Source organism: Spirosoma aureum (assembly GCF_011604685.1).
Classification (GTDB): domain Bacteria; phylum Bacteroidota; class Bacteroidia; order Cytophagales; family Spirosomataceae; genus Spirosoma; species Spirosoma aureum.
Genome location: NZ_CP050063.1, coordinates 1,948,993 through 1,973,671 on the forward strand (window position 1 = coordinate 1,948,993; position 24,679 = coordinate 1,973,671).

The 24,679-nt window shown below is 48.5% G+C and carries 9 protein-coding genes and 1 pseudogene; 8 read left to right on the forward strand and 2 right to left on the reverse strand.

The window, feature by feature from the left end:
* Positions 1 to 42 precede the first annotated feature (42 nt).
* The 6 genes and pseudogenes from G8759_RS07885 to G8759_RS07910 all read left to right on the forward strand — a co-directional run bounded on the left by G8759_RS07885 (position 43) and on the right by G8759_RS07910 (position 20,195).
* Positions 43 to 3,335: pseudogene (locus G8759_RS07885) on the forward strand (hypothetical protein).
* A gap of 706 nt (positions 3,336 to 4,041) precedes the next feature.
* On the forward strand, positions 4,042 to 14,292 hold the full coding sequence (locus tag G8759_RS07890; RefSeq protein WP_232074173.1) for an SdrD B-like domain-containing protein: 10,251 nt from the start codon (positions 4,042 to 4,044) through the stop codon (positions 14,290 to 14,292).
* A 5-nt stretch (positions 14,293 to 14,297) separates the two neighbouring features.
* On the forward strand, positions 14,298 to 15,278 hold the full coding sequence (locus tag G8759_RS07895; protein ID WP_167206758.1) for a PorP/SprF family type IX secretion system membrane protein: 981 nt from the start codon (positions 14,298 to 14,300) through the stop codon (positions 15,276 to 15,278).
* A 206-nt stretch (positions 15,279 to 15,484) separates the two neighbouring features.
* Complete coding sequence (locus tag G8759_RS07900; protein ID WP_167206760.1) at positions 15,485 to 17,866, forward strand: OmpA family protein; 2,382 nt, start codon at positions 15,485 to 15,487, stop codon at positions 17,864 to 17,866.
* Positions 17,867 to 18,060: 194 nt separating this feature from the next.
* Positions 18,061 to 18,978, forward strand: a complete 918-nt coding sequence (locus G8759_RS07905) for a PorP/SprF family type IX secretion system membrane protein (RefSeq protein WP_167206762.1) — start codon at positions 18,061 to 18,063, stop codon at positions 18,976 to 18,978.
* 137 nt (positions 18,979 to 19,115) lie between these two features.
* A complete protein-coding gene (locus G8759_RS07910) occupies positions 19,116 to 20,195 on the forward strand; it encodes an AAA family ATPase (RefSeq protein ID WP_167218798.1) in 1,080 nt (359 codons plus the stop codon).
* Here the strand turns inward: G8759_RS07910 and G8759_RS07915 are convergent.
* Together G8759_RS07915 and G8759_RS07920 are read right to left on the reverse strand one after the other, a co-directional pair.
* Positions 20,192 to 20,716, reverse strand: a complete 525-nt coding sequence (locus G8759_RS07915; RefSeq protein ID WP_167206764.1) for a low affinity iron permease family protein — start codon at positions 20,714 to 20,716, stop codon at positions 20,192 to 20,194. The genes G8759_RS07910 and G8759_RS07915 overlap by 4 nt on opposite strands.
* A gap of 120 nt (positions 20,717 to 20,836) precedes the next feature.
* The gene (locus G8759_RS07920) at positions 20,837 to 21,784 is read right to left on the reverse strand and encodes a thioredoxin family protein (RefSeq protein WP_167206766.1); all 948 of its coding nucleotides are present in this window, start codon (positions 21,782 to 21,784) and stop codon (positions 20,837 to 20,839) included.
* 261 nt (positions 21,785 to 22,045) lie between these two features.
* Between G8759_RS07920 and G8759_RS07925 the strand changes: the two genes are divergently transcribed.
* Positions 22,046 to 23,905, forward strand: coding sequence for an ABC transporter ATP-binding protein (locus G8759_RS07925; protein WP_167206768.1), 1,860 nt, complete (start codon positions 22,046 to 22,048; stop codon positions 23,903 to 23,905).
* A gap of 62 nt (positions 23,906 to 23,967) precedes the next feature.
* Complete coding sequence (locus tag G8759_RS07930) at positions 23,968 to 24,579, forward strand: hypothetical protein (RefSeq protein WP_167206770.1); 612 nt, start codon at positions 23,968 to 23,970, stop codon at positions 24,577 to 24,579.
* Positions 24,580 to 24,679 lie beyond the last annotated feature (100 nt).

Sequence of the window (24,679 nt, forward strand, 5' to 3'; positions counted from 1 at the left end):
TTCCGGGGCTTTTATCCGACGTCTAACGTTTTGTTGATCAGTATGCGAAATCAATACATTCTGCTGATGGGCTTGTGGCTGGGAACATTGAGCGCAGCCACAGCGCAAAACTACCCAGCGCTTGAGCGTTTTGGTAAAAACCGGATTCAATACCGGAGTTTTGACTGGAAGATTATAAGAACTTCCAACTTCGAAATCTATTATTATCAGGATGGTAGCCAGATTGCGAATCTAACGGCTCAATATGCTGAATCTGAATTTGATCGGATCACGGAATTATTAGGATATACGCCCTATAACCGGGTCAAAATATTCTTGTTTAATTCACCGTCAGAACTGGCTCAGAGCAATATTGGCCTTAATACACAGGGCGGCCTGAATCGACGGGAACTTGATTTGTCGAAGTCGCGTGTAGAACTGGCATTTACGGGCGATCAGATTAGTTTCCGTCGGCAGATAGTACATGATATCTCCATGTTGTTTGTCTATGACATGCTCTATGGAGGTAGCCTGAAAGACGCTCTCCAGAGCTCGCTTTTATTGACACTGCCCGATTGGTTTATGCCTGGCATCGCTTCCTATATTGCTGATGGCTATAGTCTGGAGATCGACGACTACATGCGTGATGCGTCAATAGCAAAGGCTGTCAAAAAACCGTCTTTATTGTCGGGTACAGAAGCTGAACGGGTAGGCCATTCAATCTGGAACTACATTGTTCAGAAATATGGCCGGGATAATGTATCGAACATTCTGAATTTGACCCGCATTATTCGTAATGAGCAAAGTAGCATTTCAAGCACCCTTGGTGTACCCTATAACCGGTTTCTGCGCGAGTGGCGTGAATACTATGCCGCTATGGCTAATGTAGTTGCGCAATCCTACAAGGCCGGGACCGATGATTTTCAGGTTAAACTTAGTTCGTCTGATGATGAGCTGGTACTGAATAGTTTGAAACTAAGCCCCGATAAACAATATTTTGCCTATACGACGCTTTTCGACGGAAAGTTTAATGTAGAGGTTGTCAATACCACAAACCATAAGAAAACGACGGTCTTGCAGGGTGGATACCGACTCGATGGACAGGTGGCCCGAACCAATACTCCACTCGTTGCCTGGCAGCGTGGAAATAATCTAATCGTGATTACCGACGAGTTGGGGAAAACGAACCTGTATCAATTCAGCGACTTTGAGAAACGGCCCAAGCGCCAGTTTAAGCGGCAGATCAACGGATTAACGCAGGTTGTTTCGGTCGATGCGTCGGATGATGGAGGTAGCTTGATTTTGAGTGCCGATCGGAAGGGGCAAAACGATTTATTCATTTACAGCATTAATCGGGGTTCGTATCAACAACTAACCAACGATCTGTATGATGATCTATATCCTCAATTTGTTGGAAGAACAGCTCGTCAGATTGTTTTCAGCTCAAACCGGAAATTAGATACGCTCGGTGTCGACAAAGGCTCCTACAAAAGCATTACCGATCGGTTGAGCTTGTTCTCGCACGAGGGCGGTGCACGCGATTTCTCGCTGGTACGCCTGACGGATTCACTCTCGCATGCTACACAGCCAATTCCGGCCAGCGAAACAGTTGTATATTTCCTCAATGACGTCAGCGGAATACGTAACCTTTACCGACTCGATACTGAATCGGGATCGGTCGGCCAATTGACCGCTTTTCCAGAAAGTATTCAGCTTTATGATCTGAATACTTCAAACGGAGGCTTTGTTTACAGTAGCCTCAAGAATGGGGAAGAATACATCGGTTTCCGGTCGCAATTAAACTTAACGCAAACGGTTCAGGCTCCTCCAACACAGCGCAGTATTAATGCTGGACTGGCAAATCCTGCCAAAGCTAACGCAGTTCGTTCCGGAGCGGCTAAACCTGATTCGGCAGGGCTACCCGGCCGTACGAATACCACGCAAGCCGATACATCGATAGCAAAACGACCTGCTACTGGTGCTCCTGGCACTGAAAGTAAGCTGGCTCTCGAACCGGGCGAAGTCGATACCGATAATTATCAGTTCGATCCGGAAGTACTGAAGGCAACAGAATATCGCCAACGCCGTTCGATAGGTGGCACTACGCCTACGCTGACAACAACGTTGCCCCGAAACCGTCGCCGGGAGAATATTACCATTCGGGGCCTTTTAACTATAAAGGAATGTTTACGGTCAATGATGCCAATTCAAACTGGCGGATTGATCCGATTTCGGCCAAAGGATTTGGTTACTCGCAGGACGTGACCCTGACCGATCTCCTGGAAAACCACGTTTTACGTGCCGGGTTGTTTATTACGACGACCCTTCGCAATAGTGATCTGTTTGCCGAATATACGAACCTGACCCATCTTATAGACTTTGGTGCACGCGTAGACCGGAGTACACTGTTTGTCGACAACAGCGGGTTAAGTCAGAAGTATCGGTATAATCGTGTCTCCCTTTCGGCCTCCTATCCAATTTCTGTAACTACCCGGTTCACTGTTTCGCCATTCTACGCTACGACTCGTTTAATCGATATTTCGTCATTTAGCGAGCCTGATCGCGTCTCTGACTATGCCGGTTTACGAGGTGAAGTCGTGTTCGACAATACGAAAATGAATGGCATGAATATGGCCATCGGAACCAAAATGAAAGTCAAGTATGAAGAGTACGCTGGATTGCGGTCTTCATCGGAAAGTTTCAGGAGGTTATCGATTGATTTGCGTCATTATCAGAAAATTCACCGTGATCTGGTGCTGGCAGCCCGGTTCTCCTTTAGTCAGTCGGGTGGGCCTGCTCCCAAACAAAGCACATTGGGCGGTATGGATAACTGGATCGGGGCTAACTCGTCTATTAAAGAACCGATTGCATCCAATCCGTTGCTGGTTCCAAACACAATTCCCGTTGAGATCCCGTATGATTATCGGAACGTGTTTTTCCTGGATTTTGCGGCACCCTTACGTGGATTCCGACAAGGTAAGCTAACGGGTACCAGTCATATGCTGCTTAATTTAGAGCTTCGATTACCATTGATCCGTTATTTATATCGCGGTAATATCACATCGAATTTTTTGCGGAATTTGCAATTAGTTGCCTTTACGGATATTGGAACGGCCTGGTCAGGCAAAGGGCCCTTTAGCCAGCAAAATAGTTTGAACACCGAAATAGTCGGCGGTGGTAATATTCCGTTCAGAGCGGTAGTTACGAATTTCAAAAATCCTTTCCTGATTGGATATGGCGCCGGAGCGCGAACAATGCTATTTGGCTATTTTGTTAAATTTGATTACGGCTGGGGTCTGGAAAATAAAGTTGTCAGTAAGCCAATCGCCTATCTAACATTAGGTTACGATTTTTAGCGGATATTCGTTTCGTCAAACAAAAAGGCGGCTTTACTAAGTCGCCTTTTTGTTTGACGAAGTTCCAGCCAGGCATGAACCTTTGTTATACGCAATTTCTTACGTATGTTTGTTCGATTGAATCACTGTACTTATCGACTCTTCGATAAATAGGATTCAGGCGTGCCTTGGGCATATTCTCTCTCTATTTCGTCTAACAGATTAAGCCCCACTTTGCCGGGTTTATGTCTTCGCATAGGCGAACAAAATCAATAAAATAATTTATAAGACTCTTTGCCGGATGATTGGCATAGTTTTCGCTATCTGTACAACTCTCTCTACCTCAAAGTTGTCTACGGAACCAGAGAATGAATTGTCATACAATTGGTAACCAGATGGGGTATTTTGTCTATTTATACTGTTAATATGTAACGGTTTTGATAGTTGCCACTTAGAATAAATCAGAGAAAATTACGCTTTGGCATAGTTTTCGTTCAATTCTTAGTTAGCAAAAAGTAACCTCTGTTAGTAGAATGCAAACCGTGACTTATCAGTGGTTTGGCTGTCTGAACAATTGCCAGCTGGCGGGGTCTTTTTGTAATTAAGTATACCGCCCCAAATAAGGTTGCAGATGAAAGTAACTTCTACGCTAAGCACAACTTGCCTTAAGGCCCTAGCCGGTCTATTTCTTATGCGAGACATTAGTCTTGCCGGCAGGAAAAATCAGATGGTTCGACTGAAAGGTCGACTCATTACCTATTTGCTGCAGCTTTTGCAGGCAAAACCCACCAAGCCCTTATCAGGCGATAATAAATCTACCTCTTTCTTTACAGCCGTTGTAAAGCCACCTACGGAGGATCTGAAAATAAATAGGTCAATTCGTGCCGACTGCGAACCACCTGATATTCCTCTTACTGGCCTTCCGAGCCCTCCTGGCCAATCAACGATTTGTCTGCACCAGGCATCCACTTTTTTAGGACAACAACCAATGAATGAGCGAACTTTACTAAACCAGTCTTATCTCGCAAATGTCTCCAGAACGGTGCCCGACACCGGCCAAAATCTGGAACCGGCTGAGATTGACCCTTCAGAGGCAAACAACTTGAAAAAGTTGCTATTGCCGTTTATAGCCTTCACTCATTCGTTGCTACAGTCGAAGCAGTTGATGAAAACTGCCTTTTCTCTGCTGGGTTTACTATTTTTGATTGCTGGCTCAGCCCATGCACAAGCGCCTGCTACTATTGATTTGAGTGTTTCAAAGAAAATCAGTAAGCAGAATCCGGCATTGGGTGACGTTATTTCCTATACAGTTATTGTTCGGAATGGTGCTGGATCGGCTACCGCTACAAATGTGGTCGTGAAGGATCAGTTACCGCTTGGGGGCGTTTCGTATGTTGCAGGTTCGGCCACCACAGTTCGTGGAACAGGTAACTATACATCCGCTACCGGACTTTGGAGCTTAAGTGCTGTGGCTCCCGGCGACTCTGCTATTCTTACACTTCAGGCTACAGTCCTGGAGCGTGGCGTTTGGTTTAATACGGCCGAGGTTATGTCTGCCGATCAAACGGATGCCGACTCGCAACCTAATAACCAGAGTCTGGGTGAAGATGATTATAGTACGGTCTGCTTTTCGGTTCCCATCTATTGGTATGCGGGTGATGAATTCACTGTAACTGTTCCATCGGGTTACAGGAACATTACCTGGTACCGAAACAATGTGAATGTAACAACCGTTTCAGCCGATTTGGCGGTTATTAACGCTGATTCTTCATTGACCATTAAAAGTCCTGGTACCTATCGTTTCACGACAAGTATCAATGGCTGTCCAGCTCTTAACTGTTGTGACATTGAAGTTATTCAGGGTCTATTTGGTAGCCTGGGTAACTACGTGTGGAATGATACGAACAAAGACGGTTTACAGAATGATGGAGCGACCGGTGTAGATGGTGTAAAGGTTTACTTATACAACTCTACCGGAACTACCAAATTAGATTCTACAATAACAGCAGGAGGTGGCAGGTATTTATTTGATAGCCTGACCGATGGTCAGTATAAAGTTAAATTCGCCATACAACCTAACTTCACTTTTTCTCAGCAGGATGTAGCCTCTACGCCCACTGATTCGCTCGATAGTGATGCCGGATCAGATGGCTTTACGAGTGTGTATACCATTGACACGAGTAAACCGGTTAGCGATATCGCCCGAAATAATCCCAATGTGGATGCAGGTCTGATACTATCGACGGCAGGTTTAGGCGATTATGTATTTGCGGATAATAATAAAAACGGTATTCAGGATGGTGGCGATACACCAATTCCGGGAGTCAAAGTGGTTTTGTATGTCAACGGGGTAGCTTCGTTGACGACGACCACTGATGTGACTGGCTTTTACAGTTTCACCGGTTTGACTTCAGGTGGCAGCACCACTTACTCGGTAGGCTTCACTACACCGTCGGGTTATACAGCCACTCTGGCTAATCAGGGTGGAGATGATACCAAAGACAGCGATGCTGATATTGTAACAGGACTGACCCAATCGATTACGCTGGCCGCTGGGGAGTTTAACACCTCTCTGGATGCGGGCTTCATTCCATCGACGGCAAGTCTGGGTGATTATGTATTTGCGGATAACAATAAAAATGGTATTCAGGATGGGGGTGATACACCGATTTCGGGAGTCGTCGTCGTATTGCTGGATGCCAATAACAGTCCGCTTAAGTCAATAACAACGGATGCCAGTGGTATCTATAGTTTCACTGGCTTAACACCCGGCGTTCCTTACTCAGTAAGTTTTGTAACACCGGCGGGTTATACGAGTACCACGGCCAATCTGGGCGGAGATAGTGCTAAAGACAGTGATGCTAACTCGATAACGGGTCAGACACAGTCGGTGACACTGGCGGCTGGAGAATACAATCCAACACTGGATGCTGGATTTACGCCATCGTGCCCAACCAACTTTAGCCTGATTGCGTCGAATGATGCTAATATGTGCAACGGCGATTCAATTAAACTGACGGCATCGTCTCTTCCTGGCGCAAAAATATGCTGGTTCTTAACTCCTACGGATGGAACCGCGTTTGCCATAGTTGGTAATGGCGAGTTGGTAACAGTGAAACCGACGATAACGACGACTTATTATGTCGAAGCGACAGTAAATGGTTGTTATAGCGCTCGTAAGCCGGTAATTATAACCGTAAATACTATTCAGACACCCGTAATTCTGAGTACCATTAAAAATAAGTGTCCTGAACAAACGGTTAACCTGGCTACTATTCCGGTTGATAACAACAATCCGGCACAGACCTACGAATGGTATACGAGTACAACTCGATCGCAGGCTACACGAGTGACGAATCTAACGGCGGTAGCTGCAGGTAAATACTATCTGTTTGCCCGCTCATCAGAAGGTTGCTACAGTAGCCCGACAGTACTGACCGTTGAAATCGTAAATTGTAACTGTCCGAATCTGGCAGAAGTTCAGGTTGGTCCTGGCCTGGCGACATGCTCGGTAGATCCGGTTACAGTGAAAGCAACAATTTCGGGTTCGGCTACGAGTGTAACCTGGACATCAAATGGTACCGGTACATTTAGTGCTCCCAATAGTCTGACTTCCACGTATACACCGTCAGCTACCGATATAACGGCTGGGTCAGTACTGATTACGGCCACCACAAACGACCCAGATGGTGCAGGTGATTGTAGTGCATCTACAAGCTCACTGATCCTGAAAGTCAATAAGCGGCCAGAAGCACCAACTGGTGTTGCCTGCGATGACACCCTAATTTGTCAGGGTGGCGCGACTAAGCTGATCGGGTTTGCTCCGGGTTCCAAAATTAACTGGTATGATCAGGATGGTAAATTGATTGGCTCGACGCTGAGCGGTGGCAAACAAACGATTCAGCCAGCGAAAACGGGCATCAATATTTATTATGCCGAAGCCATAAGTGCTGAAAACTGTACTAGCGTTACGCGCTCATCAGTAACTGTAACAGTTGGCTCATGTCAGGCCGATCTGGCCGTAGTTAAGCGGGTTGTGACGGCTGGCCCTTATAGTGTAGGACAGAAAATCACCTACTCGATAACCGCTACGAACAATGGCCCAATTACAGGTACTGCTGTAAAAGTAACCGATCTATTGCCGTCGACATTGATGTTTGTCAGCGCGACTCCAGCAGAGGAATATAGTGCTGCTACCGGGGTCTGGACTATCGGTACCTTAACAACGGGCTCAAACCGTAATCTGCTTATTGAAGCAACGATAATTGGAACAGGTACAGGTTCAATTAAGAATACGGCGATAATCGGTGGTTCGAACAACGATCCTGGCCTCCCTGGCAATGATACATCGTCAGTGACCATCCCGATGAACCCGTGCTCTGTTGAGCCACCTTATATTGCATGTGCCGTTAGTGAAATCTGCAAAGGCGATGTGGCTACTCTGAAAGCAACGGGTTGTACTAGTGGTACTGTCATCTGGTCTGATGGTCAGCGAGGGCTCTCAGTATCAGTTAAGCCTGAAGTAACAGCAACCTATACAGCCAGCTGCATTTCTGGCACAAGCTGTACGAGCGGAGTTTCCAACCTGGTCACCATTACAGTTCGTGATCCGCAGCCACCGACAATTGTGGCCAGTGCCACGACCGTCTGCCCTGGTGCTTCGGTCACTCTGACTGCATCGGGCTGCACTGGTGGTATCGTCGAATGGTCAGAAGGCCCCCAAACCGGTGCCTCTATTGTGGTCAATCCGATGACCAAAACCACTTATACTGCTACCTGCATCATTGGTACCTGTCTGAGCAAGCCAGCCACTAAAACCATTGATATTGCAACAGACGTGCCGACACCGAGCATCGTTAGCAGTGCAACGGCGGTTTGTCCAGGCAGCAACGTTACACTGACGATCAACGGCTGTCTGGGTACGCCACAGTGGAGTAGCACAACGGCTACCACAAGCAGCATTGTTGTTACGCCAACAGCAGGCAATAAAGTCTTCACGGTTTACTGTAATACAGGTAGCTGCGCAAGCAAGTCCTCGCAGCCTATCGTGATTCAACTAGTCGCACCGACGATTCCAACCATCAGTGCGGATGTGGATTCGGTCTGTGCCAATGCCAAAGTGGTACTGACGGCCTATGGCTGTACGGGTACCGTGGTATGGAGTGATAAACAGGTGGGAAGCAGCATTTCAGTCTACCCATCAGCTAGCACGAGCTATTTTGCCCAGTGCAAAACGGGTGAGAATTGCATCAGTGACCCATCGGCTTCGTTGCCGGTAACGGTAGTATCGCCTTCGGTCCCGATTGTGAAGGCTTCGAGCCTGTCGGTCTGTAGCGGTCAGGTGATCTCGCTAACGGCTACGGGCTGTAACGGAACAGTGCAATGGGTGGGTCTGGATAAAGTTGGTCCAATCATCCAGGTCGTGCCTGGTGAATCCAGAGACTACTATGCTACTTGCAAAGTTGGCAATTGTACTAGTGATCCATCAAACAAAGTACGTGTTACTGTGTCTACATCGGGTCTTGCAGCGCCAACTGTTACCGCGTCAAGTCTATCGGTCTGTAGCAGTGCCGTCGTTTCACTGACCGCTACGGGTTGTACGGGCGACATTATCTGGTCCGATAATCAGAGAGGGGCCGTAGTAACGGTAACTGCTACGCCAACGAATAAGTCGTTCTATGCCATATGCCGGCCGGCTAACACCACGCTCTGCGCCAGCGGTCAGTCGAACGTGATCAATATCGATGTGACACCCACACCCAGACCGACCATTGTCCGCTGTGTGTGTAGTGCCGATACGATCTGTCCAGGCGAAACCGTCAAACTTAATGTGAAAAACTGCGTCGGAACCCCTCACTGGAGCACCCAGGAGACAACCGCCAGCATCGTTGTATCCCCTAGTGTGACCACTTCCTATACCGTCTTCTGCCAGCAGGGCGCTTGTCCTAGCGAAGTATCGGCTACCTATACCGTTACTGTAATGCCAGTCGGTGCTCCCACCATTGTGGCCTCGGCCACCGCTGTGGAGCCGGGAGGAACGATCTCACTTACGGCAACGGGCTGTATTGGCGAGGTGATCTGGTCAGCTATGGATGCTACGGGCAATAACCGGGGGTCGGTATTGGTGGTCCAGCCAGATGGAGCCCAGACCTACTATGCACAGTGTAAATTCCATGACTGCCTGAGTACTCCGTCCAATGCCATCATCATCAACAAAGGTGATTGTGTAGCGAAAGCCGGTACGCTGGTTCCTGTGAGCCCGACGGTTTGTGTAGGAACTAGTACTAGTGTAATTGTGGCGGCTACACCCAATGGTGGTTTGGTTCAGCCAGCGGGCTACTCGGTACTGTACCTGCTGACTCAGGGAGCGGGTCTGGTTGTCGAACAAACCAGTGCCACGCCTAGCTTTAGTCTGTCAGCGGTGGGAGCTGAATACACCATCCATACGCTGGTTTATAACGCGACTTCTGGCGATAAGAACTACCTGAATCTATCGGCTGTCAAACCGGGCATTACCACGAGTGCCGATGTGCTCAAGTTGATCACCGACCAGCATGTCTGTGCGGATCTGGATCTAATAGGAGCCAAGGTTAGTGTACGGGTAGTGGCTCCGCCAACGCTGAGCGCAGGCTCTTCCACAACTGTCTGTGCAGGCTCTAGCGTGACGCTGACAGCCCAGGGTTGTACGAATGGAACCGTAACATGGAGTGACCAATCGATAGGAGCAAGCATCGTTAAAGTGCTCAATAGCGATCTATCGATAACGGCTATCTGTACAGTGGATGGTTGCTCGAGTGGGGTATCGCAACCACTGGTGCTGAAGCTGGGTACACCAGCCATTCCAGCCATCGCGGTTGATAAACCCGTCATCTGCACTAGTGAAACCGTCTCGCTGACGGCTGTCGGCTGCGCTGGAGGCACCTATGTCTGGTCGGATCCGGCCAGTACCACCGGCAGTATATTGACGGTTACGCCTACCCAAACGGTACAGTACCGAGTGAAATGCGTGGTGGGCCAATGCGCCAGTGAATGGTCGGCTTTCAACACGATTACGGTCGGAGCTCCGGCTGCCCCCACGGTTTCGGTGGCTGGTGGTTCGACCAGCACGACGGCCTGCTTCGGCTCGCCAGTGACGCTGGTGGCCCAGGGTTGCCCCGACAATAGTTATGTAACCTGGTCGAATGATCAGGTGGGCCAATCAATCACGGTCTCACTGACAACAAGTGCAACTTACACGGCCAGTTGCAATAGCTCGGCTCAGTGTAAGAGCGCGGCATCGAATGCCGTGGCAGTTACGGTGTTGCCCAAAGTGGCTTCGCCTACGGTGGTAGACAAGCTAAACAGTTGCCCCTTCAACACGGTGGATCTGAGCACAGCGGTGAGCAGTACGGTTTCGACTTCCGGAGGTGTATTTGAGTACTATACAGATGCGACCCTAAGTGCAGCCTCGAAAGTAGCCAATCCTTCAGTGGTCGGCACCGGGACGTACTATGTAGTCGAGAGGACGGTGAGCGGCTGTATGAGTCTGCCAGTGGTGGTTCATGTACAGATCACTGGTTGCGAAGCACAGCTACCTTGCGATGAGCGAAATCCGGCGACGGCCAATGCGGGAAAAGATGCGGGCATTTGTGCGGCCAAGACCTACCAATTAGCGGGTGTGCTGGGAGGATCGGGTAAAACCGCTCACTGGACTACCAGCGGCAATGGTACGTTTGATAATGCCTTCGCGTTGAATGCAGTCTACACGGCCAGTGCAGAAGACATCCTGGCTGGCAAGGTGACGCTGACATTGTCGGTGAGTACCAACAATGCCAGTTGTCCGGTAGCGACCGACGATATGATTCTGACTATCGAGGGAAGCAAAACCATACCGACTATTTCAATCCTTGGGTCTACCAGTTTATGTTATGGCGACTCGGTACGGTTGAAAGCACCCGATGGCGCGGCCAGTTACTTGTGGAACAACAAAGCCACGACCCAAACCATTGTGGTAAAAGCCAGTGGCGTCTATAATGTACAAGTGCTGGATCCAAAAGGATGTAGTTCAGTAAAATCAGGTAATGTCACGGTGAATGTGGCTGATCCGGTTCTGCCTCCGCTGGTGTCGAATCTGCGCAACAGCTGCCCCGCGAAAATTGTAGACTTGACGAAAGCGCTCTCTTCAACCATCGCTGGTTATTCGTACAACTACCGGATTTGTGAATGCAACACCTCGAATGTGGTGATTCGCCCGGACTCGGTTTGCGAAGGAACTTACTGGGTGGTGGCAAAAGGGCCCACAGGTTGTTTGAGTGCACCCGCCAAAATCGAGGTAAAAGTCTTCAACTGTGCGGCTGATACACTGACGGCCGATGTGGTGATGGCAAAAACGGCCGACAAGTCGGTAGTGAAACGCGGAGAACTGGTAACCTACACGCTGACGGTAAGCAACCAGGGTAAGTACACCGCACACAACGTCGATGTACGGGATGTGCTGCCTAAAGGACTGGAACTGGTTTCGGTACTAACACCGAAGGCTTCGGTCTCGTACGGGGTGCTGACCAAACGAATCGACAGTTTGCCAGTGGGCAAAAGCGAGTCGGTTGTGTTCACGGCTCGTTTGCTAACCAAAGGCGAAGTGGTGAATACGGCACAGATCACCTATCTGGATAATGTGGACACCGATCTGACCAACAATAGCTCAAGCGTAACCGTGAAAGACACGTCGGCGGCTAAAACAGGTATTGTTGGGTTGGCCAAAGCAGTTGTTGGCACTCCGACCGCTGTGGGTGACTCGCTGATCAATATTCGCTATGGATTTGTGGTCACCAACTTCGGAGATGATACGCTCAAAGGTGTTCAGGTGAAAGATGATCTGGCACACGCGTTCGCTCCGAATCAGATCGAAGCTGCAACGGTTAGCACGACGAGCGCGGACTTTAGTCTGGCCTATAACCCAGCCTTTACCGGAACAGGTGCCAATACGAATCTATTCGACTCGACAAGTAGCTACATAGCACCAGGACGCTCACAAACATTCTTCCTGGATGTAACGGTTAAGCGTACTTCAGGGGATTCCACAAAAACGTTCAGCAACATTGCTGCGATATCGGCGCTGAGTAACGGTACTAAGGTCGAAGACGTTTCTGTCGATGGTGGTGATGTAGATCCGGACAACGATGGCGATCCGACTAACAACACAGGCTACTCTACATTTACGCTGGGCGCACCCCAGACAAGTGGACCGAGCATCGGTGTTGCACTAGCGGTTGTTAAAATTGAGTTGCAGCCCGATAGTAGCTATAATGTTACGTACAAAGCAACCGTGAAGAACTTCGGTGATGTAGCCCTCTACGGCATAAGTCTAACCGATAGCCTGGCGAAAGCTTTCCCTGCACCTGCTACGTACTCCGTAGTTGGATCGCCAGTCGTCGGTGCCGGTAGCCATCTGGTAGCAAACGCTGCCTTCAATGGTAACACAGAGCCGAACTTGCTGACCAATGCCAGTTATCTGAATGCGAGCGAACAGGATACCGTATTAATAACGGTTAATGTGAAAACGAATGGTAATAAAGGGCCGTTCTACTCGACCATTACAGGTGAAGGACACACTGCTGATACAACTCAGACCGTGACCGATATATCGAATAATGGTTTGGACCCCAAACCTGCGGGGGCTACTGCTACCGGTGTTCGTTTCGATCTGCCGACTGCGCTGTTAGGTGTCGCCAAGTCGGTTGGGAAACCTGCTCTATTGCAAACGGGTATTTATGATGTTACCTACACCATTAAGCTAAGCAATCTGGGTATGGTACCACTCACGAACGTACAGGTGGTGGATAATCTCTCTCAAACCTTCGGCCACGGTGCTCTGATTGTGGATGATCGGATTCAGGTAACCGCTGATTCAGGACTGACCGCCGATTCGCTCTATACGGGACAGGGGCTGATCACAAACATGCTGGTCGATTCGTTGAGTACACTGCCTGTTGGCGCTACGCGCAACCTGGTCTTTACAGTTCGGGTGAATGCGAAGAATGCGGATTCGCTGACGTTCTATAACACGGCTTATGCAACCGCTTTGAGCCCTGATAATGTAGTAGTAGCGGATACGTCGACGGCTGGTATAAACGAAGACCCCGATAATGATCTGGATCCGCGCAACAACAATGAGCCGACACCAGTTTCACTGAACGGTCTCTCCGGAGCATCCTACATTGGCGTTGCCATGGCCGTGGCCGATACCCTTCGCCAACCTGATGGAAGCTTCAACGTGACCTACCAGATCGTTGTTCAGAACTTCGGGTCTACTATCCTGAGGAGTGTCAGCGTGAGCGATTCACTATCGAAAGTGTTTAACAGTCAAACAGGGTCGAGGTACACGGTGGTCAAAGCGCCGATTACGACCTCTACGGGCAGTACACTGAAGCTCAATCCTAACTTCGATGGAAACGCCGAATCGCTCATCGTCATTGGGGATAGCACCAGCACGCTGCTACCGGGTCAGATCGATACCATCCTGGTGGTTGTCAATGTGGCAACTAATGGCAGCACGACTACGTTCCTCAACTCAGCTTTTGCTCAGGCTAACTCGCCAACCGGAGTCGTTACCGATGTGTCTACTAATGGTCTTATCGCCGACCTCAATGGTAATGGCAATCCGACCGATGACAACGAACGTGAAGCCACTCCGCTCAATCTGCCGCCCACCGACCAGAGCGTCTTCATTCCGGAAGGCTTCTCTCCAAATGGCGATGGCCTCAACGATCTGTTCGTGATCCGGGGGCTAACGGGAGTCACGGTAAGTCTGGAAGTCTATAACCGCTGGGGAAATATGGTTTACAAGAACGAAGACTACCACAACGATTGGAATGGCAAACCGAATACCGGAGTAACAGTGGGTTCGGATGCTGACGGGCTGCCCGATGGCACCTACTACTACGTAATCCGGACCAGCGACGGTCGCCGGTTTGTACACTACATGATGATTAACCGCTAAGACCGATGGCAAACCAGTTTTCAACAAAAAAGTGGGCGGTGGGGCTGCTGCTGATCCTTGGGATCGGCAGCAAGCCGGCCCAGGCTCAACAGGACAAGATGTTCTCGCAGTACATGTTCAACATGATGGCTTTGAACCCAGCCTATGCGGGCAGTCGGGATGTTCTGAGCATGTCGGCCCTGTACCGCAATCAGTGGACAGGGGTAGAGGGAGCACCGCAAACGGCGACCTTTACGATGGATATGCCACTGAACCGGGAGCGGGTAGGCGTCGGTCTACAGTTGTACGGGGATAAGTATGGGGCGGTCTCGGAAGCGGGCGGTTTTGCCTCGTATGCGTTTCGGATCAAGGTGGGTGCCAAGAGCACACTGGCGTTGGGTTTACAGGCTGGCGCGGCCAGTTATAATGTGAACCTGGCCGACATCAAGACGACTCCGGACGGGTCGGGTCAGTTGGACCCGGCTTTTGCCAACAACATTTCAAAGATCCTGCCCAATTTCGGGACAGGGATTTACCTGAGCAATGACCGGTCGTATATCAGTTTATCGGTGCCCCGCTTGATTAAGAACAAGCTGACCGAGTACAATGTAGGAAACGTAATCTCGACGCAACGTCGTCATGCGTATCTGGCGGCCGGATTTGTTGTCGGCCTTAGTCCGGTCGTGAAGATGAAGCCCTCGATGCTGGTGAAGTATGCGGAGGGTGCACCACTGGGCTTTGATGGGAACATCAATTTCTGGTTTGCAGATCGGGTTGCGATTGGCGCTTCGATCCGTCGGAATCAGTTTTCGGACTGGAGTCCTGTGGGCACCGATGCGTTGGTGGGGATGCTGGAGGTGCAGCTGACGGATCAGTTCCGCTTTGGCTACGCGTATGATCGGACGATGAACAATTTCAAAGACATCGCCCCCAGTTCGCATGAGCTCATGTTGCGCTATGAGTTTGGTTTCGGTAAGAACCGCATCCTCACGCCCAGGTATTTCTGATAGCAAAGAAAGATAAAGCTAAGGAGAGACGTAAGAAGGAAGACGATTCAATAAGTCTTTTAGCTTGCGTCTCTTCTCTTTACAGGCCATCGTCAATTTCGGCGCAGTATTTGCTTTATTAATAGATATGTTCGCTTTGCTTGTTTACAAAGACATACCAATTTATTCTGGCTCCTGTAACAGCCTTAAAAACACTCTTTGTTATTATGATACGGATTTGCCCGCTTTTTAGTCTGCTCTGGCTGCTTATCGGACAGGTGTTCGCACAGTCGCTCAATAAACAGGCCGATCGCCAGTTCGATCAACTGGCCTATGCCCAGGCCGTTAATCTATATGAACAAGCCCTAACTGGCGCTGCAACGTTACCAGAAAATGAACGTCGAGCCGCTAAAGTAAAATTAGGATATAGCTACCATCAGATTCATGATACGAAGAATGCTGAACGGGTTTATCGCGATCTAATCGCAGGGGGAGAACTCCCACCAGAATATTCTCAAAGTTATCTCTATTATGCGCAGGCGCTGGCCAGCAATGGCAAATACCGCGAAGCGCAGGTGATGTACGAAAAATACAGTAACGTACAACCTGACGACAAACGGGGCGCGAAATTCACGAAGCTTTATCGTGACGTAACTCCATTGACGAGCAATGCCGACAGCTATAAAGTTGAGTTTTTGAAACTAAATACGCGTAAGGCAGAATTCAGTCCAATACTGTATAAAGGTGGATTGGTATTTGTATCGACAGGTGAGCCAAACGGAATTAAACGGGTGTTCAAATGGAATAGTACACCATTTCTGGACCTGTATTATCTGCCTGAAGCCAAGGACCTTCGGGGTTCAACAGCAGCCCGTCTGGGGGGATCTACCCCAAATGCTAAAAAGGTGCCAAAGACCATGCTCATTCGGCCACTCGGTAGCGATGATTATACGGCACAAACGGCCAACGACTCGCGGACGGTGGGTTATTTCGGCGGCAATAACATTAATGCCGGATTAGGCTATTCGGAGGAAGCAGTTAGTGAATCCGATCAGTTTAGCCGATCTCTGAACACAAAATACCATGAGGGCCCGGCAACGTTTACTAAAGATGGTAGCCGAGTAATTTTTACGCGTAATAACTTCAATGATGGGAAGTCTCGTAAAAGCACCGATGGTGTTAACAAACTTAAATTATATACATCAACACAAACAAGCGGCTATTGGGGTAAAGTAGAAGAGCTTCCGTTCAATAACGACGAATATTCGACAGGGCATCCTGCTCTTTCTCCAGATGATAAATTCCTGTACTTTTCATCTGATCGCCCGGGAGGATTTGGTGGAACCGATATTTACGTGTCAAAATGGACGAATGGAAAGTGGTCGGAACCCATAAATCTGGGGAAAGAAGTAAATACGAAAGGGAATGAAATGTTTCCATTCATTGATGAAAAAGGCAACCTCTACCTGGCTTCCGATGGGCAGGCCGGACTAGGAGGACTGGATATATTTTATGCTCAGCTGTCTGACGATGGTCAGCATGTCAAAAATCTTCGGAACGTTGGCGAACCGCTAAATTCTCCACAGGATGATTTTGGTATCGTAACTGATGCTGAACGCAAAACCGGGTACTTCAGCAGTAATCGTAAGAATGGCGGAGCTGATGATGATGTCTATCGTTTTACGCGTGAAGGGCCCATGTATCCCTGCCGTGAACTGATGGTAAGTGTATTTGATGCCGACTCAAAAGAGCCATTGGCCAATACGTCGGTGGCCGTTGAGCGTGAAGGTAAAGTAAACGACAAGCAGCTCAAAACAGATGCCGAAGGATTGATGCGGATTTGCCTCGACACCGACAGTGATTTTAAATTCCTGGCAAGTCGTGAGGGTTATGTTGATAATAAAATCGGATTCTCGACCAAAGATTTATCCGACGATTTGCCATCCCGTATCGAAATACCGCTCACTAAGCCGAAAGAAGAGGCAAAGCCTGCCACAAGCAAGCTGCGTGGTGTTGTAACGACCCAGACGAATAAGAAGCCTATTGCTGGTGTGAAAGTAGTCCTGGTCAATGAATGTGACGGAACATCGCAGGAAACCACGACAGGTGCGGATGGCAGCTACGAGTTTATGGTACAGTCGGGTTGCGATTACTCGCTCGAAGCCATGAAAGACAATATGGGAACCAATGGTGGCAGGATAACGAAAGACGGTTCAGGGTCGCCCGATCTGACTATGTTCAAGAAAGGTGATGTTATTAAAATTGATAACATTTATTATGACCTCAATAAAGCAACTATCCGTCCTGATGCGGCCCTCGAACTCGATAAAGTGGTAGCCCTGATGGCCAAATACCCGACTATGAAAATCGAAATGCGGTCGCATACCGATAGCCGGGCAACTGCAACATACAACAAAACATTATCGAGTAACCGTGCCAAAGCTGCCGTGGCTTACCTGAAGAAAAAAGGTATTTCGTCTACGCGAATGGTTGCGAAAGGGTATGGAGAAAGCCTGTTGCTGAACAAGTGCAAAGATGGCGTCAACTGTCCAGAAGAAGTACACCAGCAGAACCGTCGGACTGAAATTAAGATTCTGACGCTGGAGTAGTAATAGCTTGATCTGCGTTAACAGGGAGGGGTAATCTGCCATTAAAAGCATATCGCTGAACATCGTATTCATACCTGTATGGCTTAAGCAATCAACCCCGCTCGGTAGTCGAGCGGGGTTGATCGTTAATCAATGGCCCGATTAGGTTTTTAGCACAAAACCCCGCAATTTGGGCCCCTATTCCTCAACGACCTATGTCTGTTTTTATCCGTAAAAATCCCCTTTTTTTGCTTTTTTGCTTCGTTGCACTAGTTACGGCTCGTCCTGCTCTGGCGCAACGAGAAGTACTTTACTCGCAATATCTGGTCAACCCATTAAGTATCAATCCGGCTTATGCGGGTAGTCGCGAGTCTTTTCATTTGTCCGCTTTTCTACGACGTAAATGGATAACTGCCCGTAATGCACCGATAACGCAGAGTGTTTCGGGCGATGGGTCAATAGACAATGGCCGGATCGGGTTGGGTTTTCAGGCCCTGAACGATCGTATGGGTGTGTTGGCCGCTACCGGCGTATATGGTAGTGTGGCGTATCGGTTTAATTTGCCTGCACTGGCTAAGCTATCGATCGGTGTGCAGGGTGGTGTCAACGTGTTACCGGTCTATGATTTCACCAGCGCGTCGAGCCTGAACCGGGCCGTTGGGAGCTTTGGTGTTGGGATTTATTATCAGGCTGAACACTTTTTTGGCGGTATTTCGATGCCCGAAATCGTGTCGAAGGGAGTAAATCTGGCAGGACAGACAATTTATCCCGCTGTTCGGCCGATTATGGTGAATGTGGGTACGAAAATCAGCATTGACGAAGGAACCGTACTGATTCCATCCGTTCTTGTCTCTAAAATTGACGATCGGCCATTGGGTATCGACATAAACGCCCGGATCTGGTTTGGCGAAGAATTTGGGCTTGGTGCTTCCTATCGTAGCAATAGCCCTGGGGTTATTCAGACAAATTATTTGCAGGCTCTGGCGGAGTATCAATTGACGAAATCAATTCGGATCGGGTATATTTTTAACTCAAAAACACCCGAAAGCCCGTTATCAAATCAGTATTATGAGAAGAGTGTGCATGAAATTATGTTTCGCTTTTCGCCAGGCCTACTCAAGTTTTCATATTAAATGTCCCTGTTGTTTACCGCTATTGGCTTAAACTGTCGCCCAGAGTATGCTATTTATTAATTTTAAGGTAATTTAGTACCGTAAAATCGTAATCTAAAGCCCACTTGAAGCCTCAGGAAGAGTTCTCAAAAGCCGAAATGTTCCGCTACCTGACGGCCGATAGTCGTATGCCTAATCATCAAACCATTCAAAACTTGTACATTCCCAGCGACCTCGATCGTGAGTTTCCGATGGCACCGCACTTTGTGCAGGCTTTTGGCAGCTATCCGAACTACCTGCATTTCAATGACGATTTTAAGCCGTCGGCACGGGCATTGCTGGATGAGCGGGGGTTTGACCTGATTAATCTCTCAACCCGCGTCAACGACGATGGCTGGCATACAGTTGAACGGATTTATCAGCACAGTGATGGTGTAGTGCTTAAGGCTGAGTTTGTTGGCGAGCGATTCTTTAGGCTGTATGGATTTTACCGCGATGAGGGATCTGCGCGTGCATTACTGGATGGATTTCAGGATCACAAATACGTTCATGAGGAGAATCAGACTCATATATATCTGATTCAGAGTGGATTAGGTGGGTTGCATACTGAGCGGGTTGAAATTTTACCGCCTGATATTAATCTCGACCTGCATTATAATGACGATTTCCAGCCTGTTCATGAACGACTGGTTACGCTGTTGGCACAACCCAAAAGCAAAGGGTTGATTTTGCTTCATGGCGAACCCGGAACGGGCAAAACAACCTATATCAAATACCTGAGTTCATTGGTCAAAAAGGACATGCTTATTTTGCCGCCCTACATGACCAATTACCTGACGTCGCCGGAGATCATTCCGTTTTTGCTCGATAATAAAGACTCTGTACTGATTATTGAGGACGCCGAACGCATTCTTCAATCACGCGAGGCCGGTGGAGATACCAACAGTGTATCGAACATATTGAACCTTACCGACGGTTTGTTGGCCGATTGTATGCACATTCAGGTTATTGCTACCTTCAATGCCAGCAAGCATCTCCTGGACAAAGCCCTGTTGCGGAAGGGACGCCTAATGGTCGATTACGCATTTGGTAAGCTAGCTGCTGATAAAGCCAATGAACTCCTGGCACATATTGGCATGGATTATCGAACCAAAGAGGCTATGACCTTAGCTGACATATTCAATATGGAAGAACAGACCGTTTCGGGGGAGCGGCAAGAAGTGAAAATGGGATTCTAGCTCTTTGCCGATTGAGTTTTGGTCTGTAGTTTATGTGTTTGCTTCTCTTTTTGACGGACTACCCGCCGTTCTTCTAATTCCTCCAGTTTGTCTTCGTGTATTTCTTCTGCTTCTTCAATTGAGTGCGACTCCGAAAGAGTCGCTTCTGCTTTAGCACGTTCGGCCAGTCGCCCAAAGAATTCGTGCAATGCATGAAGCTCCGCTTCCGTAAGATCTTCGACATTTAACAACCTGTTGCTGGCTTTTCGATTGACGGCCAGCAATTCGTTCAGTTTAATCTGCATCGCAAGCGAGTCTTTATTTTGCGATTTCTGAATTAGAAAGACCATCAGGAACGTAATGATTGTCGTACCCGTATTGATTACTAATTGCCACGTATCAGAATAACCAAAGATTGGGCCCGTGATGACCCATATAACGATTGTTGACAAAGCCAGCAGAAATGCAGTTGAGGAACCAGTTGCCTGGGTAGCCCTCGACGCGAACTTTTCAAAAAATCGAGCGAATTTATTGGTTTCCATACGGTAGGAATGATTAATAGACTGAATGGTTAACTACCTAAACATTATCCTGCCCGGTTTGTGAGATTAAATGATTTTAATCTAGCCTGAAGGTAGAAACAGGTCATCTGCTACCACCCGCTATTTGCCTAAATTTTTAGTTTGACTTGAAAATTTCAGGCGATAAGCATCAGCTGTTTCCTGTTTCTGAATAGCTGACCTAATTGCCGACGGATTAGCCGAAATGGCATTTCGTTCATTATTGGCAATAACCGTTTCGAGAAGTGCTTCATCATTCGTTGCACATGCTCGCTCAAAGTCATTGGCAAGTACATGGGCTAGTGCATCGGAAATCATCACTGCCACCACGCTTTGTTTGATTGAGTCAACCGAGTCTGGCCGGTTTTTGATGAGGTAGTCAAATGCTTTGGTATTGGATGATTGAATAGCCCCGGCTATAAATGAAATTGACTCATTTGTCGAGCGTTCCTGTTCAGGTAGTGCGTCAAGATACGCATCAAGCACTTCATCGATGGGCCGGTTAAGTGCTTTACAGGTTGCCAGATATTTTCTCAGAAATGGTGCATCGCGCCGACCCTCCGCGTAGTCTTTGTCTCCTTTGGCAATTGTTGACCGGAACTGAGGTAATGCCAGCATATGGTTGGCCTGATCGATCATGGCGTTTACACCACCGTAGCCGACAGACCGGTGAATTAAATCGCCGTTTGGGGTTATATACAGCGCCGTTGGATAACTCGATACGGCGTATCGTTTCGCGATCTCAATACCCTCTCCTTTTTCGGCATCGAGCTGATAGTTGATAAAATGAACGTTGAATTTAGCGCCTACTTTCGGGTTAGGGAACGCTTCTTTAGCCATTCGTTTGCATGGTGGACACCAGGCGGTATAAATGTCCAGAAAGATCGGCTTGTTCTGGCGTTTGGCTTCGGCTACTACTGTTTTCCAGGAGCCTCTAAAAAACGAAATTCCCGACGGATTATCGAATGGAAGAGCTGCACTAAAGACCGTTGTACCAACTGCCACGAGCAGAACTACGCCCAGACTAAATCGTAATAAGCAGGATTGCATGGATAACGGTACTGTTTTCTGCACGACCAATAAAATGACCTTAGTTTGTTCAGAAAGGTAATAGATTGGTTTTAACTATTGATTTACGGAGCCTGAAAATCTTCTATAAATCAAAATGATTCGAATCAGATTATGGTGCAAAATAGGATATCTGCCTATTAATTTTTCCGAAAACTGGTAGCTTGACCTTAGTGCCTGAATCCCGGAGCAGCGAGATAAGGATTATGAACTAATCCCCGCTTGCACTTGTCTTTTGGGTATATGGCAAAAAAGGCAACTCCACACGCTAATCCCACTGATACTAAGGAACAAATAAGCTGGCGCGAACGCTTCGCAGCCCTCGGCAATCTGCCCGCCTTTTTTCGCTTAGTCTGGGAAACTTCGCCCGGCTTATTTCTGGGCAACGCGGCTTTGCGCCTGATTCGGGCGGCAATTCCGGCGGCAACACTCTACATTGGCAAACTTATTATTGATCAGGTTGTAGCCCTGAATAAACATACGGCTGGGTCAACTCCCGATGATACGAACTATCTGTGGTGGCTCGTTGCGGCTGAGTTTGGACTGGCTATTATTTCGACGGCGCTGGGTCGGGCAGTTTCGTTAATGGATAGCCTCTTGGGCGATTTGTTTGCGAACAGGACATCGATTCGGCTCATGGAACACGCAGCCACGCTCGATCTGGAACAGTTTGAAGATGCTACGTTTTATGACAAGCTCGAACGCGCCCGCCGACAAACGACGGGTCGGACGGTGCTTTTGTCGGGAGTATTCGGACAAGTACAGGAGTTGATTTCGGTGGCCTTTCTGGCGGCTGGTCTGGCGATCTACAATCCCTGGTTGTTACTCCTGATTCTACTGGCCGTAACGCCATCCTTCATTGGCGATAATTATTTCAATCAGCGGAGTTATTCACTATCGCGTTCGTGGACACCCGAACGGCGCGAACTTGACTACCTGCGCTTCATTGGTGCTAGTGACGAAACGGCCAAAGAGGTCAAGATTTTCGGATTATCCAATTTCCTGATTGATCGCTTCCGTTCTTTATCGTGGGAATACTTTCTCAAAAATCGATCATTAGCCATTAGTCGGGCGGGTTGGGGAACGCTACTGACCGCTCTCGGTACGGCAGGTTACTACGGAGCCTATGTCTGGATTGTTATGCGGGCAGTTGGGGGCCAGATTTCGCTGGGCGACCTGACGTTCCTGGCGGGATCGTTCCGGCAGGTGCGCGGTTCGCTGGAAGGAATTTTACTTCAGTTCAGCAGCCTGACACAGGAAGCTATCTATTTACAGGATCTGTTCGATTATTTCGCAATTCAACCATCGATTCATTCGCCCGGTATAGCAAGGCCATTTCCAAATCCGATTCGAGAGGGTTTTGTTTTCGAAAATGTTGGGTTTAAATACACCAACTCGGAGCGCTGGGCGTTGCGTAATTTGTCATTTACGCTCCATGCGGGCGAAAAGCTTGCGCTCGTCGGCGAAAATGGTGCGGGCAAAACAACACTCGTTAAGCTGCTGGCCCGCCTTTACGATCCCGCAGAGGGACGGATTTTACTCGATGGGTATGATCTCCGCGAATATGATTTGATGGAATTACGGCGGAACATCGGTGTTATTTTTCAGGATTACACCCGGTTTAAAATGTCGGCAGGCGTAAATATTGCGGTAGGTGATATTGACGAACGGACCAACCAGCCCCGTATTGAAGCGTCGGCGCAACGAAGCTTGGCCGACACCGTTATTGCCAAACTCGCTGGTGGCTACGATCAGCAGTTAGGGCGTTCATTTGGCAAGGGAGTCGAACTGTCGGGGGGCGAATGGCAGAAAGTTGCCCTCGGTCGGGCCTATATGCGTGACGCTCAATTAATTATTCTGGATGAACCTACAGCCGCACTTGACGCTCGCGCCGAATATGAGGTGTTCCAGCGCTTCGGAAAACTGACCGATGGAAAATCGTCGGTGATTATTTCGCACCGGTTCAGTACCGTTCGCATGGCCGACCGGATTCTGGTTCTGGAGAACGGTACGCTGCTCGAAATCGGCAGCCATTACGAATTGCTGGAGAAGGATGGTCGATACGCCGAATTGTTTGGTTTGCAGGCCAGAGGATATCAATAGTCCTGCTGTGGTTTGAGTAGTAGTTGCATTGATTCGCCTTACTGAATAAAAATACGTTAAGGATGAAAACGATCTCTGCCTTCTTGGCTTCATACAGCCTGGTTGCCGTTGTTATGGCCCAAACGCCTACTGTACCTTCGCCCGACGTGCAGATTAAGGCTGCGATTCTGGCTGCTCCGGCAGATAAACGCGATGGAGCGACTGTATATGGTTATACCGCGAAGAATGAGTTTGTCGTACTTCGGAAAGGGACAAACGAACTGATTTGTCTGGCCGACGACCCAGCCCAGAAAGGTTTGAGTGTATCCTGCTACCATCGCGATTTAGATCCGTTTATGGAGCGGGGCCGGATTTTGAAAAAGGAAGGTAAAAAACCAGCCGAAATTCTGGCTATTCGCGAACAGGAAACCAAGGATAAGAAGTTAATGATGCCCACTCATCCATCGACGTTGTTTTCGTATACGGCAAAAGATGAGAACTATGATGTTGCCACTGGTGACGTGAAAGACGGTTATTTACGCTATGTCGTTTACATTCCCTATGCAACTGCCGAAAGCACCGGGCTTCCTCTAAAACCCGAAGCGCCGGGTATGCCCTGGATTATGGATCCGGGTACGCACCGGGCCCATATCATGATTAATCCGCCGGTATCAACAACGGCTGCTCATCATTGATTAAGCGATTATTATATATAACGTTTTCACTAAAAATCGCCGTGTACTAAATCACCCAAGTACAGTTTTGGATAGGGGCTTTTGATTTCGCATTTTTGCC

What these genes read in the sequence shown, in the direction of transcription:
- G8759_RS07905 (WP_167206762.1), top strand. Translation starts at nt 18,061, where the DNA reads ATGTCTGTTTTTATCCGTAAAAATCCCCTTTTTTTGCTTTTTTGCTTC.
- G8759_RS07920 (WP_167206766.1), bottom strand. Translation starts at nt 21,784, where the DNA reads ATGCAATCCTGCTTATTACGATTTAGTCTGGGCGTAGTTCTGCTCGTG.
- G8759_RS07890 (WP_232074173.1), top strand. Translation starts at nt 4,042, where the DNA reads ATGGTTCGACTGAAAGGTCGACTCATTACCTATTTGCTGCAGCTTTTG.
- G8759_RS07930 (WP_167206770.1), top strand. Translation starts at nt 23,968, where the DNA reads ATGAAAACGATCTCTGCCTTCTTGGCTTCATACAGCCTGGTTGCCGTT.
- G8759_RS07910 (WP_167218798.1), top strand. Translation starts at nt 19,116, where the DNA reads ATGTTCCGCTACCTGACGGCCGATAGTCGTATGCCTAATCATCAAACC.
- G8759_RS07900 (WP_167206760.1), top strand. Translation starts at nt 15,485, where the DNA reads ATGATACGGATTTGCCCGCTTTTTAGTCTGCTCTGGCTGCTTATCGGA.
- G8759_RS07895 (WP_167206758.1), top strand. Translation starts at nt 14,298, where the DNA reads ATGGCAAACCAGTTTTCAACAAAAAAGTGGGCGGTGGGGCTGCTGCTG.
- G8759_RS07915 (WP_167206764.1), bottom strand. Translation starts at nt 20,716, where the DNA reads ATGGAAACCAATAAATTCGCTCGATTTTTTGAAAAGTTCGCGTCGAGG.
- G8759_RS07925 (WP_167206768.1), top strand. Translation starts at nt 22,046, where the DNA reads ATGGCAAAAAAGGCAACTCCACACGCTAATCCCACTGATACTAAGGAA.